The following is a 14424-nucleotide window of genomic DNA, read 5'->3' on the forward strand; positions in this document are numbered from 1 at the left end:
CGACCCTGGAGACCGCGCCGTGCGGAATCCTCAACTGCCTCGATCGAAGGATAGGGACATGGCAACCGGCACCGTGAAGTGGTTCAACTCCGAAAAGGGCTTCGGCTTCATCGAGCAGGACGGCGGCGGCGCCGACGTCTTCGCGCACTACTCCAACATCCAGGCCCAGGGCTTCCGTGAGCTGCAGGAAGGCCAGAAGGTCAGCTTCGATGTCACGCAGGGCCACAAGGGCCCGCAGGCGGAGAACATCGTCCTCGCCTGAGCCGCCCGGCTTCGGACGGCGGAGCGACAACACGGCACGAGCCGGAACGCCCGAACGGGTGGCGTTCCGGCTCGTGCCGGTTCGGGGCCGGACATGCCCGATGCCGCCGCTTATCCCGCCGTCATTCCCCGCTCCGCCTCCCGCAGCGCCTCCGCGAGGATGCGCGCTCCCGTCTCCGCCTCCTCGACCGTCAGCGACAGCGGTGGCGCGATGCGCAGGGCGGAGCCCGACAGGCCGCCCTTGCCGATCAGCAGGCCGCGCTCGCGGGCGGCCTCCACGACGAGGCCCGCCGCCCGCGGCGACGGCTCGTCCGTGCCGGGCGCGACCAGCTCGACGCCGATCATCAGGCCGCGTCCGCGCACTTCCCGTACGACCCGCAGCCCCGCGCAGGCCGCCCGCAGCCGCTCGATGAGCAGGCCGCCGACGCGCCGGGCGTTGCCCTGGAGGTCGTGGGCCAGGAGGTGGTCGAGGTTGGCCAGGGCCGCCGCCATGGTGACCGGGCTGCCGCCGAAGGTGGAGATGGAGTTGGCGCCCAGGCAGTTCATCACCTCGGCGCGGGCGACGACGCCGCCGACGGACATGCCGTTGCCGATCCCCTTGGCGAAGGTGAGCAGGTCCGGCGGCCCGTTGCCGGCGTGCGCCTGCCAGCCCCAGAAGTGGTCGCCGGTCCGGCCCCAGCCGGTCTGCACCTCGTCCGCGATCCACAGGATGCCGTGCCGGTCGAGCACCTCGCGGAAGGCCGCGTACAGCCCGTCGGGCGGTGAGGTGAAGCCGCCGACGCCCTGCACCGGCTCGGCGATCAGCGCCGCGACGCCCGCCGTCTGGCCGAGCAGGTCCTCCAGGTCGGCGACGCAGGCGTCGATGTACGCGGCGTCGGACAGCCCCGCGTACGGGCCGCGGGTGCGCACACCTCCGTGTACGTACAGCGTCTGGAGCGGGGACAGGCCGGTCGGCGACCAGCCGGCGTTGCCCGTGACGCCGATGGCCGAGAAGGACCGGCCGTGGTAGCTGTTGCGCATCGCCAGGATCTGGTTGGAGCGCCGGTACACCGTCGCCAGCAGGAGCGCGGTGTCGTTGGCCTCCGTACCGGACGTGGTGAAGAAGACCCGGGCGTCCGGGATGCCGGAGAGCGCGGCGATCCGCTCCGCCAGGTCCACCATCGGGCGGGACAGGTAGAGCGTCGAGGTGTGCAGGATGCGGCCCGCCTGCTCGGCGACCGCCTTGGCGACCTCGGGCAGCGCGTGGGCGGTCATGGTGGTGAGGATGCCGCCGAAGAAGTCCAGGTAGCGGTTGCCGTCCGCGTCCCAGACGTGGCGTCCCTCGCCGTGCGTCAGCTCGATGGGCCGCTCGTACAGCAGCGTGAGCCAGTCGGGCAGCACGGCGCGGTGCCGGGCGTGCAGGCCGGTGGGGGCCGGCCCGGTGTCCGGTTGAGCGCCCGGTCCGGCCTCCGGGGCCCTCACGGCCGGACCAGCCCCTCGTACGCGTCGGGCCGGCGGTCCCGGTAGAAGGCCCACTGCTGCCGCACCTCGTCGATGAGGCCGAAGTCCAGGTCGCGGACGACCAGCTCCTCCTTGGTGTCGCTGGCGACCTCGCCGACGAACTGCCCGCGCGGATCGACGAAGTAGCTCGTCCCGTAGAAGTCGTTGTCGCCGTACTCCTCGACGCCGACGCGGTTGATCGCGGCGACGAAGTACTCGTTGGCGACCGCGGCGGCGGGCTGTTCCAGCTGCCACAGGTAGGCGGACAGGCCGCGGGAGGTGGCGGACGGGTTGTAGACGAGCTGGGCGCCGTTCAGGCCCAGCTGGCGCCAGCCCTCGGGGAAGTGGCGGTCGTAGCAGATGTAGACGCCGATCCGGCCCACGGCGGTCTCGAAGACCGGCCAGCCCAGGTTGCCCGGCTTGAAGTAGTACTTCTCCCAGAAGCCCTTGACCTGCGGGATGTGGTGCTTGCGGTAGGTGCCGAGCACGGTGCCGTCGGCGTCGATGACGGCCGCGGTGTTGTAGTAGAAGCCGGACTGCTCGACCTCGAAGACCGGCACCACGATCACCATGCCGGTCTCCCGGGCCAGTTCCTGCATCCGGCGGGTGGTGGGGCCGTCCGGTACCGGCTCGGCCCAGCGGTAGTGCTCCGGCTCCTGGACCTGGCAGAAGTACGGGGCGTTGAAGACCTCTTGGAAGCCGATCACCTGCGCGCCCTGCGCGGCCGCCGCCCTGGCGTGTTCCTCGTGCTTCGCGATCATCGATTCGGTGTCGCCGGTCCAGGACGCCTGAACCAGTGCGGCGCGTACGACGTTACGGACAACATCGGCCATGAGCTGCTCCTTCGTCGAGCCGTCGGCCAGCGGGCCATGCGGATCTACGCGTGTGGAGCGACCGTAGGCCCCGTGCAGCGGCGAGGCAAGACCATCTCCCGTACGGCGGCGGGCGGCACCGGAAGCGGGCCGGAGGGGCGCGCGCCCGGCGCACGGTCAGAAGCCCGCGCCGCCCGCGCGCAGGGCGTGCGAGATGTCGCGATGGCGGTACGGCGAGACGTCGGCGGCGGCCTCCAGGAGCAGCGGGACCAGCTCGCCCGGCGCGCTCGCTGTCGCCTCGACCGCCTCCTCGGGCGTACGGGCCCGGACGAGCGCCGCGAACAGTTCGCGGGCCTCGGCCGGGCGGCCCGCGCCGAGCAGCGCCAGCGCCGTGTGCGCCACTTCCCCGACGGGCCGGGCAACGCCCTGGCGCAGCAGCCGCACGCTCTCCGCGGTGCGGCCGGCGGCGGTCAGCGCGTCGGCGGCAGCGGCGAGCCGGGGCGGTGGCAGACAGGCCACCTCCCAGAGCAGCGTCGGCACTTCGGCCGCCAGGCCCACGCTTTCCAACTCGTCCATGAGGCGCGGAAGTTCCGAAGGGTGCGCGTGGGCGGCGGCGCACAGCAGGGCGTGCGCCTCGCCACCGCGCCCGGTGGCACGGAGCCGGGCCAGGCGGGTGGCGTTGGCGGGAGGGGGTGGAGGGGCGGGGGCGACGGGCGTTCCGGAGGTGCGGGGAGCACTGCCGGCGTCCGGCTCGCGCTCGTACGGACCGGTGCCGCCGCCCGGGAAGCGGCGGCTCACCGCCGCGCTCGCCAGTGCGTCGAGGCGCCCCTGAAGTTCGCGCGCCCTGGCACCGGACCGTACGTGATCGTCGCGGGCCCAGGCCAGTTCGTCCGCCAGCCGTGCCGCGCCGGGGCCGCCCGCCGCCGCCAGCAGGGCGGCCCGTAACTCCCGTTCGCGCAGCGCCGCGTACTGCCGCTCGCGCAGCATCATGTCCAGCCGGTCCCCGAGGCGCGCGGGGGCGCCCGGCCGGGCGTCGTACGCCGCGACCGCCTCCTCGTGGAGCCGACGTGCCCGCGGCCCGGCGGTGCGCACGGCGTACTCGCCGCGCCAGCCGGCGAGGTCGTGCAGCAGCGACTCCACCACGTCCCAGGGCGGCACGTCCGTACCGTCCAGACAGGCCCGCATGCCCTCGGGGTCGCGGAGCGTGAAGACGGCGTACCATCCGGCCGTCTCGTCGAGCAGCCGCGTCAGCCCGCGCAGGAACCGCGCGAACTCCGCCACCGGCGCTTCGAGTTGGTCCGTTGCCACGTTCCCCTCTCCCCTCCCCCACCCCCCGTGCGCCCGCCCGTTCCCACCCCACGCCCGACCCGCATGCGGCACCAGCCGGGTTTCGGCCTCGATTGCACCGGTCTACGCGCGGTTCGCCGGGGCTCCCGGGATGGGCGGAGCAGCGGCCATCCGCCGTTGTCAGTGGTGGGCCCTAGTCTGCGGACATGACTGAGACACTTCGGTCACGCCGGGGCGCCCTGCCGGATGACGCACGTTCTGACGCCGCGCGGCGACGGGACGGACCTGGAGCCGGTCATCGACCGGTGGAGCCCCGCCCGGCCGCGGGTCCGTCCGGGGGAGCCGGGGCACGGACGGGCTTCGGGGCGGCCGCGCGGGGCACCCGGTGTCGCATGACCGACAACGATGGAGCGTCCGGCCCCGACGAGTCGTACGAGTCGTATTGGATCGCGACGACGCCCGGCACGTCCTATCCGCCGCTCGCCGAGGACGCCGAGGCCGATGTGACGGTGATCGGCGGCGGGATCGCCGGGTTGAGTACCGCCTGGGAGCTGGTCCGGGCCGGGCGCCGGGTCGTCGTGCTGGAGGCGGACCGGATCGCCGCCGGGGTCACCGGCTGCACGACCGCCAAGCTCTCGTCCCTGCACACCCTGATCTACGACCGGCTGCGCCGTACCCGCGGCGCCGAGGGAGCCCGCCGGTACGCCGAGTCCCAGCAGGCCGCCGTCGAGCGCGTCGTCGAGATCGCGGATCTGCTGGGCGTCGACTGCGACCTCGAACGCGGCCCGGCGTTCACCTACGTACGGGACCCGGCGGGTGCCGGGCAGCTGCGCGCGGAGGCGGAGGCGGCGCGCGAGGCCGGGCTGCCGGCTTCCTTCGTGACCGCAACCGGGCTGCCGTTCCCCGTGGCCGGCGCGGTGCGGGTGGAGGAGCAGGCCCAGTTCCACCCGCGCAGGTATCTGCTCGCGCTGGCGGAGGATTTCCGCTCCCGCGGCGGCGTCATCCACGAGCGCACCCGCGCGACCGGCCTGCACGAGGGCTCGCCCTGCCGCGTGACGACCGAGTCGGGCGCCACCGTCACCTCGCGGGACGTCGTGGTCGCCACCCACTACCCGGTCTTCGACCGCGCCCTGCTGTTCACCCGGCTGTCGCCGCGCCGGGAGGTCGTGGTGGCCGCCCCCGTGGACGCGGGCCGTGACCCTGGCGGGATGTACATCACGGAGGAGGAGGGCAAGCGGTCGGTGCGCACCGCCCCGTACGACGACGGGCGCCGGCTGCTGATCGTCACGGGCGAGACGTTCAAGCCGGGCACGGCGGACGCCGGCGAGAAGTTCGCGCGGCTGACCGCCTGGATGCACCGGCACTTCCCCGGTACGGAGGTGGCGTACCGCTGGGCGACCCAGGACAACGACTCCACCGACACCGTTCCGCTGATCGGGCCGTTCCACCCGGCCGCCCGCCACACCTATGTCGCCACCGGGTTCGGCGGCTGGGGCCTGAGCGGCGGCGTGGCCGCCGGGCGCCTGCTGACCGGCCTGATCACCGGGGACCCGCCGCCGTGGGCGGGCCTGTACGACCCCCGCCGGCTGTGGAGCGCCGTCCGCGAGGCGCCCGCCTTCCTCAAGCACCAGGCCGAGGTCGGGCGGCACTTCATCGGCGACCGGCTGCGGACGACGCACGCCGACTCGGTGGCGGAGATCGCGCCCGGCTCCGGCGCGATCGTCCGGGTGCGCGGCAGGCGCTGCGCGGTCCACCGGGACGAGGACGGGACCACCCTGGCGGTGTCGGCGCGCTGCACCCACCTGGGCTGTCTGGTCGCGTTCAACGCGACCGAGAAGGCGTGGGAGTGCCCGTGCCACGGCTCCCGCTTCGCACCGGACGGCTCGGTGCTCCAGGGCCCGGCCACGGAGCCGCTGGAGCGGCGGGAGGTGGAGTAGCGGGTCCGGGCCGGGCCACCCGGCGGGTGGGGGCGGTCCGGGTGCGGCGGTCCCGGTGCGGGAGATCCCGGTGCCGGAGGCCCCCGTGCGGTGATCCCCGTGCCGGAGGTCCTGGTGCGGTGATCCCCGTGCGGGCGGTCCCGGTGCGGGTGATCCGGTGTGAGTGGTCCAGACCGTTGGTGATTACATTGGCTTCTTGCGGAACCGGGCGACCGTTCCCGTGGGGTTCACCGCCGGGTCCGTACGCCGTGCCATCCGGCGGCAGCGGCGCCGCCCGAGAGAATGGACCTCTTCCTTGACCACGCCCCGCCTCGTCCCGCTCTCCCCGACCACCTGGGCGTGGACGCACGACAGCACCGCCTGGGGTTACAGCAACTGCGGCCTGGTCGCGTCCGACGGCGAAGCGCTCCTGATGGACACCCAGTTCACCCTGGAGGGCACCCGGGAACTGCTGGCCGCGATCGCCGGCGCCGTACCGGACGCGACGATCACCACCGTGGTCAACAGCCACCAGAACGGCGACCACACCTGGGGCAACGAACTGGTCGGGGACGCGGAGATCATCACGTCCGAGGCGTCCGCCGCGCACCGGTGCCATGAGATGACGCCGGACATGCTGTCGGCCCTGAGCCGCGGCGAGCCGGCCACCGCGGTCGCGGCCTACGCCGTCGAGCACTTCGGCGGTTTCGACTTCGGCGGCATCACCCTCACCGGGCCGACCCGGACCTTCACCGGCAGCCTGGAGCTGACCGTCGGCCGTACGGCGGTGCGCCTGCTGGATCTCGGCGCCGGGCACAGCGCGGGCGATGTCGCGCTGCACGTGCCCGAGGACGGCGTGGTGTTCACCGGCGACGCCCTGTTCCGCGGCGGCCACATGATCGTCTGGTCGGGCTCGCTCTCCTCGTGCGTCACGGCCTGCGACACCCTGCTGGCCACCGGCGCCACGACCTTCGTACCGGGCCACGGGGAGCTGACGGACCGGGCGGGGCTGACGCACTTCCGCGACGAGCTGTCCCGGATCTTCGAGACGGCCACCGCGTACGCCCGCGAGGGCCGGGAGCTGGACGAGGCGGCCCGCCTGGTCAAGGCCGCGCACGCCGGCGACCTGGCGCACCCGGAGCGGCTGTTCACCGCGGTCGCGGGGGCCTACCAGGAGGCGGGCGTGCCGGACGTACCGTCCACCACGTTCGAGCTGGTCGAGGGCATGGCCCGGCTGGCGGCCGCCGCGTAGCCGGACGCGGCGGGCTCCGTGGCCACCGGGTAGTCGGACGGCACCACCAGCATGAGCCGCTGCGTACGGTCGCTGAGCGGCGCGAAGCAGCGGAAGGTGACCTCGAACTCCTCGTCGCCGTGGCCGGGCAGGTACAGCCAGCGCCGGTCGCCGTCCGGGTGGGTGACCGTCGTCAGATCGTCGGTGAGCAGCCGGGCGGCGACCCGGTCGCGCTCCTTGATCTCCGCGACGACCTCCGTCAGCCGGCGGTTCTCCGGCTGTTCGGCGGCGGCCAGGCGCAGCTGGGACGCCATCGGCTTGGCCCAGTCCTCCTCCCAGTTGATCAGCTGGAGGCGGGCCTCCGGGTACGTCAGCGCCCAGATCATGACGTTGATGCCGTGCTTCATCCACGGCCAGTCCTTCTCGCAGGCCGCGTTGTACAGGAGCACGTCCCACGCCGAGTCGGACAGGTACGCGGGCCAGGGCTGGACCTGGATGAGCGCGGACGTCGACGGGTCGACCGCGCCGGTGGGGCGGTAGAGCGGCGGCGGCACCTGGCCCCGCGCGTACACGAAGAGGGTGTGCCGCTGCGCCTCGTCGAGGTCGAGGATGCGCACGATGCGCTCCAGCCACTCGGTCTTCGGCCGCTCGATCCGGCCGGACTCCAGCCTGCGGTACCAGCCCTCGGTGACGCCGGTGAGCACCGCCATCTCGGCCTGCGTGATACCGAGCCGGTCCCGGTGGCCGAATTTCGCGGTGAAACCCGGCACCTGGTTGGGGTCCCGCGGGGCGCGCCAGTCGCGCAGGAAGTCGCCGAGGCGCTGCTTACGGGACATTCGGCACAAAGCCCCCTTCGGTTCGGTAAAAGGATCGAAAAGTTACGGCCGACTTTATCGCCACTCCACTACGGACCGAACGAGCCCCCGGGCCCACCGCGGACCACCCGCCACCCCACGAATCACCCGAAAGCCCACATCCTCCGCATTTTCCGGGCCGGAGCGGCACCCCGCCTACCGGAACTCCCAGTACCGGTCACCGTGTGTGACCCCCGGCGAACGAGAACGCCGGATCGGTTTGTGCCAGAGTGACTGACCGCGGCAGGGCCCGCACGGCGCCCCCGCCGACGCCCCGCCGCCGTGCCACCGGCCGAGCCGGGCACACCCGCAGCAATCGAGAGGGACCCATGAGCCGCAGCGTCTTCATCACCGGTGGCAACCGAGGCATCGGGCTGGCGATCGCGCAGGCCATGGCCGCCGACGGCGACAAGGTCGCCGTCACCTACCGGTCGGGCGAGCCGCCCGCCGGCGTCCTGGGCGTCAAGTGCGACATCACCGACCCGGAGCAGGTCGAGGCGGCGTTCCAGCGGATCGAGGAGGCGCACGGCCCGGTCGAGGTCCTGGTGGCGAACGCGGGCATCACCCGCGACGCGCTGCTGATGCGCATGTCCGAGGACGACTTCGGCGACGTGGTGGGCACCAACCTCACCGCCGCCTACCGGGTGGCCAAGCGCGCCACCCGCGGCATGCTGCGCGCCCGCAAGGGCCGCATGATCTTCATCGGCTCCACCGTCGGGCTGCGCGGCGAGGCGGGCCAGGCGAACTACGCGGCGGCCAAGGCCGGTCTGGTCGGCCTCGCCCGCTCCATCGCCCGCGAACTGGGCTCGCGCGGCATCACCGCCAACGTGGTCACCCCCGGCCTCACCGAGACCGACATGACCGCGGCGCTCCCGCAGGAACGCCTGGACGCCATGCTGGAGGAAATCCCGCTGCGCAAGGCCGCCCGCCCCGAGGACATCGCCGCGGCGGTGCGCTTCCTCGCCGGCGAGGAAGCGTCGTACATCACCGGGGCCGTCATCCCGGTCGACGGCGGCGCGGGCATGGGTCACTGACCCTGCCGGCCCGCACCACTCCACACCTCCCACGCCCTCACTCCCGGGGGCGTGGGCGAAGACACCCACCCCCGTACGGGGCGGTTGGGTGAGCGCTTGGACGGGGGTCAGGCGCTCACCCACCCAGGGAGAAGAAGCCTGTGAGGCGCCGCATCATGGCGCCTCACAGGCTTCGGCGTTTTCCGGGGCGGATCACGAGGACACTCGCGGGATACACATTTTCGACAGGCTAACTTGCAAGTTCATCTGTCGTCATCCTAGGCTGCCGCCATGCCCGACAAGGATCAGGAACGCCTGGCGACCGACCTGGGCGCCACCGTGAGCCTCCTCATGCGCCAGCTGCGCGCCGTCTCGCACGCCGGCGGACTCACCGCCTCGCAGCGCGCGGCACTCGCCCGTATCGACGCCGAGGGGCCCACCACCATCGCGGCACTGGCCCGCGCGGAATACGTACGGCCGCAGTCGATGCGGATGACGATCGGAGCCCTGGAGGAGCAGGGCATCCTGCGGCGGAGCCCGCATCCGACCGACGGCCGGCAGGTCGTCTTCTCCTTCACCGAGGAGGGGCGGCGGGTGCTCGCCGAGGCCCGGCAGGCCAAGCAGAACTGGCTCGCCGTCGCCATCGCCGAACGCCTCGGCCCGGCCGAACAGCACACGCTGGCCGAAGCCACCGAGCTGCTGAAGCGGCTGATACAGGAATGAGGGCCGAGGGAGCGGCGGCGGACGCGGCAAGCGCCGCAGGGGCGGCGCCCGGAGGCGGTGAGCGGGGGTTCGGGGCGCGGCTGATGACGCCGCTGCTGCTCGGCTCGGTGCTCAACCCGGTCAACTCGACGATGATCGCCACCGCGCTGGTGGCCATCGCCCGGGACTTCCGCGTCGGCGCCGCCGACACCGCCTGGCTCATCTCCGCGATGTACCTGGCCAGCGCGGTCGCCCAGCCTTCCATGGGCCGGCTGGCCGACCGGCTCGGCCCGCGCCGGGTCTTCGTCGCGGGCCTGGTGACGGTGCTCGGCGCCGGTCTGCTCGGCGCGCTCGCGCCCACCTTCACGCTGCTGATCGTCTCCCGCGTCGTCCTGGGCGTCGGCACCTCGGCGGCGTACCCGGCCGCGATGGCGATGCTGCGTACCGAGGCGGAACGGGTGGGCCGCGGCACGCCGCGCGCCGTCCTGGGGCGGCTGTCCCTCGCCGCCCTGGGCAGCGCCGCCGTGGGCCCGGCGCTCGGCGGCCTGCTGGCGGCGACCGCGGGCTGGCGCGCGGTCTTCGCGGTGAACGTCCCCCTCGCCCTGGTCGCCCTCGCCTGCGCACTGGCCTGGCTGCCCGCGGACGGGCGTACCGCTGCGGACCGTACGGCACACCGCGCGACGGCCGGTACAGCGGCTCGTGCAGCGGACCGCCCAGGCTCCCTCGACCCGCTCGGCATCGCGCTGTTCGCGGCCACGCTCACCGTCGCGATGTTCTTCCTGCTGGACCTCGCGCACCCCCGCTGGCCGCTGCTGGCACCGGCCGCCGCGCTCGCCGCCGTCCTGACGTGGTGGCAGCTGCGCCACCCCGAACCCTTCCTGGACCTGCGGATGCTCGCCCGCAACGGCGCGCTGCTGCTGACCTACCTCCGACACGGGCTGACGTACCTCGTCATCTACTGCGTGCTGTACGGCTACAGCCAGTGGCTGGAGGAGGGGCACGGCTACAGCGCCTTCCACGCCGGGCTGATCATGCTGCCGATGTCCGGGGCTGCCGCTCTCTGTTCCCTCGCCGGTGCCCGTACGAAGGGCATCCGGGCCCCGCTCACGGCCGCCGCGGCGTGCCTCGCCGTGGGCAGCGGTGTCTGTCTGCTGCTGGGCGGCGGTACGCCGCTGGCTCTCCTGCTGCTGGCCGGAGTCCTCTTCGGCATCCCCCAGGGCCTCGCCTCCACGGGCAACCAGGCCGCGGTCTACGCGCAGGCACCGGCCGACGGCATCGGCGCGGCGGCCGGGTTCCAGCGCACCGCGCAGTACCTCGGCGCGATCACCGCTTCGAGCCTGATCGGGCTGCTGTACGGGCAGCGGGCCACGGACGCGGGGCTGCACGAGATCGCCGTCGTCGGACTCGTCCTCGGCGGGCTGCTGCTCGTACTGACGGCCGCGGACCGCACGTTGCGGCCCCGGACCGTCCCGTCGTCACCCGCCCGTACGGCCGCACCGTCCCGCACCCGTACGTCCTCCGACCGCCACCGCACCGAAGACTCGTCCCCCCGTCCCTAGGAGCGCCCCATGCCCGTCACCACCCTCGACCCCACCACCGCCCTCGTCCTGATCGACCTTCAGAAGGGCATCACCGCACTGCCGACCGCCCACCCCGCCGCCGAGATCGTCGAGCGTTCCGCGCGGCTCGCCGCGGCCTTCCGGGAGCGGGACCTGCCCGTGGTGCTCGTCAACGTCACGGGCGGCGCGCCGGGGCGTACGGAAGCCGGGCGGCCCGGGGGCACGCCGCCGGCCGACTGGGCCGAGCTGGTGCCGGAACTCGACCGGCAGCCCACCGACATCACCGTCACCAAGCAGACCTGGGGCGCCTTCCACGGCACCGGCCTCGACGCGGAGCTGCGCAGCCGGGGCGTCACGCAGATCGTCCTGGCGGGCATCGCGACGAGCATCGGTGTGGAGTCCACCGCGCGCGCCGCGCACGAGCACGGTTACCACGTCACCGTCGCGACGGACGCGGTGACCGACATGGACGAGGAGGCGCACCGCCGCAGCCTGGAGAAGATCTTCCCCCGGCTGGGCGAGACCGGCTCGACGGAGGCGGTCATCGGCCTGCTGGGCTGACCGGACCGGGAGGCGGCACGGGCGGGGCGGCGGCCGTCGGGGCCGCGCCCTTGGCCAGGAGCAGCAGCGCGTCGACCAGGTCGGCCGCGGACGAGCCGGTGGCCAGGCGCCGCAGCTGCTGCCCCGCCACCAGGGCCACCACGGTGCCGGCCAGCCGCTCGGCGTCCGCGACGCCCAGCGCCGTCAGGATGCGGGCCGCCAGCCGGTCGTACGCGGCGAAGCACTCGGCCGCCGCGGCCCGCAGCCGCTCGTCGCGCCCGGCCTGCACGTACAGTTCGAACGGCGCGATGTGCTCGCTGTCGAACTCCGTGCCGCCCGCGACCTGTCCGACCAGCGCCGCGGCCTCCGCCAGGCCGATCCGGTCGAGCCGGCTGTCGTCGGCCAGCGCCGTGAACCGCCGGGTCTCCTCGTCGACGAACCGCAGCAGGCTCTCCCGCAGCAGATCGTGCTGCGTCGCGAAGTGGTACGTCACCGAGCCCAGCGACACACCGGCCTCCTTCGCGATGCGCCGGTTGGTGACGGCGGCGACACCGTCCCGCCCGATGATGCGCAGCACGGCACCGATGATGCAGCGCCGGGTGTCGCCGGGCTGGGCGGCCCCGGGCTCCGCCGCCGTCATAGGCCCACGGCGTCCGCCGAGCCGCCGAGACCGTCGGCCCTGAGGGAGCGCGGCTGCGACCGCCCCGTGCCCACCACCCGAGGCCGCTCGGCCGCCTCCGGCCGTTCGCCCACCAGCTCTGCCTCGGGCCACCGCTCGTACCACCGCAGCTCCGCCTCCAACTGGGCCGCGAGCGAGATCAGCAGCGGTTCCGAGTGGGACGGGCCGAGCAGCTGGGCGCCCAAGGGGAGGCCGCCCGCGGTGAATCCGGCGGGCACGCTGATGCCGGGCCAGCCGAGGACGTTCCACGGCCAGGCGTACGGGCACGCGGCGATCATCGCCCGGTCGGTCTGCCAGCCGCTCATCTTCGCGAGCGTGCCGATACGCGGCGGCGGCGCGGCCGTGGTCGGCGTCAGCATGAGGTCGTACGGGCCGAACAGCGCGCCCACCCGCTGGTGCTGGCGCCGTTCCGCCGCCCGCGCCCGGCGCAGCACGGGGCCGCCCAGCAGGCGCCCCAGCCGGGCCGCTTCGCGGGTACGGCGGTCCAGCAGCGTGCGGTCGGGCGCCCGCGCCACCCATTCCCGTACGCCCGTCGTCGCCCGCGGCACGAACGCGAGCCCGATCAGCCCGTAGTCCGGCTCGGCCTCCTCGACCTGGTGGCCGAGGGCCGCGAGCGTACGGGCGAGCGCGGTGACGGCGGAACGCACCTCGGGGTGCAGCGGTTTGGGCGTACCGGTGAAGGCCGGCTTCCAGGAGAGCGCGATGCGCAGCCGCCCCGGATCGCGGTCCGCCGCCGCGCGGGCCGCGACGGGGCGCGGCCGGTGCAGGTCGCCGTCGTGGCTCCCGGCGGCGGCGTCGAGCAGCAGCGCCGCGTCCCGGACCGTACGGGCCAGCGGGCCGAGCACCGTGATGCCCTGGAAGGATTCCGGGTCGGGCCAGGTCGAGATGCGGCCGCGCTGCGGCTTGATGCCGACGAGGTGGGTCCAGGCGGCGGGGATGCGGACCGAGCCCGCGCCGTCCGTGCCGAGGGCGGCCGGTACGAGTCCGGCGGCGACCGCCGCGGCCGAGCCGCCCGACGAACCGCCCGGTGTGTGGCCCGGGTTCCAGGGGTTGCGGGTGTCGCCGAACGCGGGGCCCTCTGTGAACGGCCACTGCCCCAGTTCGCAGGAGTTGGTCTTGCCAACGATGACCGCGCCGGCCGCGCGCAGCCGCCGTACGGCCTCGGAGTCCGCGGCCTTGGGCGGGAACTCGCCCGCGCAGCCGAAGGCGGTGGGCTCGCCCGCCACGTCGGTGTCGTCCTTGACGGCGACCGGCACGCCGAGCAGCGGCAGCCGCTCCCCCGCCGCCAGGCGCCGGTCGGCCGCGGCGGCCTCCGCGAGCGCGGCCCCGGCGCGGACCCGCCGGAAGGCGTTGACCGTGCCCTGGGTGGCGTCGATGCGCTCCAGCGAGCGCCGTACCAGCTCCACCGACCCCGCCCGGCCGTCCGCCAGCGCCGCCGCCTGCTCGGCCAGTCCTTCGTACTCCCGGACGGCGCCGCTCCGGGTGGTGGCGCCGTTGTCCGCGCTCCTGCCGCCGTTGTCCCGCAGGCCCATGAAACCCCCTTGCCGGACTGTTCGTTCGAACGAACGACTTCGACGGTAACCGGGCCGGGCGGCGGCTTCAACGGTGCTCGCGTCCGAGTTCCGCGAGGCGGGTCAGGGCCGGCAGCGCGTCGGCGAGCGCCCGGCGCTGCGCGCCGGACAGGCGATCCACCAGGGGCGTCAGATGGCGGGTGCGGGCTTCGTGGCGGGTGCGGCCGGCGCGCCGTCCGGCCTCGGTGATACGGACGAGGACGGCGCGCCCGTCACTCGGATCGGGGCGGCGCTCCACCAGCCCGTCGCGCTCCAGCCGGGCGACGAGCTGGGTGATGCCGGGCTGGCTGACCTGTTCGGACCTGGTCAGGTCGGTCAGCCGCAGCGGGCCGTCGTGGCAGGTGAGGGTGTCGAGCACCGACAGCGCCGTGAACGAGAGCTTCTCCGGGACGGGGAGCCGGGCGTAGAAGCGGCTGAAGGTCTCGATCGCGGTGGCGAAGGCGTCCACGTCCAGGTCGCGGGCCGGGGCGGGGTTCGGTTCGTCGTGCACACCGAAAAACCTATCGAATTTTTTACCTTC

The 14424-nt window shown here is 74.0% G+C and carries 14 protein-coding genes; 7 read left to right on the plus strand and 7 right to left on the minus strand.

Annotated elements, in window-relative coordinates:
- The first annotated feature begins 58 nt into the window (after nt 1-58).
- Complete coding sequence (locus tag CP984_RS07295) at nt 59-262, plus strand: cold-shock protein (RefSeq protein WP_003981986.1); 204 nt, start codon at nt 59-61, stop codon at nt 260-262.
- 110 nt (nt 263-372) lie between these two features.
- On the opposite strand, the gene CP984_RS07300 is transcribed toward CP984_RS07295, so the two are convergent.
- From CP984_RS07300 to CP984_RS07310, 3 genes are all read right to left on the minus strand, one after another.
- Nucleotides 373-1722 carry an aspartate aminotransferase family protein gene (locus CP984_RS07300; RefSeq protein ID WP_003981987.1) on the minus strand — a complete coding sequence of 450 codons (1350 nt, stop codon included), beginning with the start codon at nt 1720-1722 and terminating at the stop codon, nt 373-375.
- A complete protein-coding gene (locus CP984_RS07305) occupies nt 1719-2573 on the minus strand; it encodes a nitrilase-related carbon-nitrogen hydrolase (protein ID WP_003981988.1) in 855 nt (284 codons plus the stop codon). The genes CP984_RS07300 and CP984_RS07305 overlap by 4 nt, the downstream gene beginning before the upstream one ends.
- Nucleotides 2574-2729: 156 nt before the next feature.
- On the minus strand, nt 2730-3860 hold the full coding sequence (locus tag CP984_RS07310) for a hypothetical protein (RefSeq protein WP_003981989.1): 1131 nt from the start codon (nt 3858-3860) through the stop codon (nt 2730-2732).
- A gap of 371 nt (nt 3861-4231) precedes the next feature.
- Between CP984_RS07310 and CP984_RS07315 the strand changes: the two genes are divergently transcribed.
- Entirely contained in the window at nt 4232-5776 is a 1545-nt protein-coding gene (locus tag CP984_RS07315; RefSeq protein WP_003981990.1) for an FAD-dependent oxidoreductase, read from the plus strand.
- A gap of 295 nt (nt 5777-6071) precedes the next feature.
- Nucleotides 6072-7007, plus strand: a complete 936-nt coding sequence (locus CP984_RS07320; RefSeq protein WP_003981991.1) for an MBL fold metallo-hydrolase — start codon at nt 6072-6074, stop codon at nt 7005-7007.
- Here CP984_RS07320 and CP984_RS07325 read toward each other — a convergent pair.
- Entirely contained in the window at nt 6923-7822 is a 900-nt protein-coding gene (locus tag CP984_RS07325) for an MmyB family transcriptional regulator (protein ID WP_003981992.1), read from the minus strand. The two genes, CP984_RS07320 and CP984_RS07325, sit on opposite strands and share 85 nt — an antisense overlap.
- Before the next feature lie 347 nt (nt 7823-8169).
- Here CP984_RS07325 and fabG point away from each other — a divergent pair, with 347 nt between their 5' ends.
- The 4 genes from fabG to CP984_RS07345 all read left to right on the plus strand — a co-directional run bounded on the left by fabG (nt 8170) and on the right by CP984_RS07345 (nt 11675).
- Complete coding sequence (fabG, locus tag CP984_RS07330) at nt 8170-8874, plus strand: 3-oxoacyl-ACP reductase FabG (RefSeq protein ID WP_003981993.1); 705 nt, start codon at nt 8170-8172, stop codon at nt 8872-8874.
- Nucleotides 8875-9144: 270 nt separating this feature from the next.
- On the plus strand, nt 9145-9576 hold the full coding sequence (locus tag CP984_RS07335; RefSeq protein ID WP_003981994.1) for a MarR family winged helix-turn-helix transcriptional regulator: 432 nt from the start codon (nt 9145-9147) through the stop codon (nt 9574-9576).
- Entirely contained in the window at nt 9573-11114 is a 1542-nt protein-coding gene (locus CP984_RS07340; protein WP_100246561.1) for an MFS transporter, read from the plus strand. Before CP984_RS07335 ends, CP984_RS07340 begins: the two co-directional genes overlap by 4 nt.
- 9 nt (nt 11115-11123) lie before the next feature.
- Nucleotides 11124-11675: an isochorismatase family protein gene (locus CP984_RS07345; RefSeq protein ID WP_003981996.1), complete on the plus strand. Its 552-nt coding sequence runs from the start codon at nt 11124-11126 to the stop codon at nt 11673-11675.
- On the opposite strand, the gene CP984_RS07350 is transcribed toward CP984_RS07345, so the two are convergent.
- From CP984_RS07350 to CP984_RS07360, 3 genes are all read right to left on the minus strand, one after another.
- The gene (locus tag CP984_RS07350; protein ID WP_003981997.1) at nt 11656-12294 is read right to left on the minus strand and encodes a TetR/AcrR family transcriptional regulator; all 639 of its coding nucleotides are present in this window, start codon (nt 12292-12294) and stop codon (nt 11656-11658) included. The genes CP984_RS07345 and CP984_RS07350 overlap by 20 nt on opposite strands.
- Nucleotides 12291-13865: an amidase gene (locus tag CP984_RS07355; protein ID WP_003981998.1), complete on the minus strand. Its 1575-nt coding sequence runs from the start codon at nt 13863-13865 to the stop codon at nt 12291-12293. The genes CP984_RS07350 and CP984_RS07355 overlap by 4 nt, the downstream gene beginning before the upstream one ends.
- Before the next feature lie 67 nt (nt 13866-13932).
- On the minus strand, nt 13933-14394 hold the full coding sequence (locus CP984_RS07360; RefSeq protein WP_003981999.1) for a MarR family winged helix-turn-helix transcriptional regulator: 462 nt from the start codon (nt 14392-14394) through the stop codon (nt 13933-13935).
- Nucleotides 14395-14424 lie beyond the last annotated feature (30 nt).

It is taken from the genome of Streptomyces rimosus (assembly GCF_008704655.1).
GTDB classification, from domain to species: domain Bacteria; phylum Actinomycetota; class Actinomycetes; order Streptomycetales; family Streptomycetaceae; genus Streptomyces; species Streptomyces rimosus.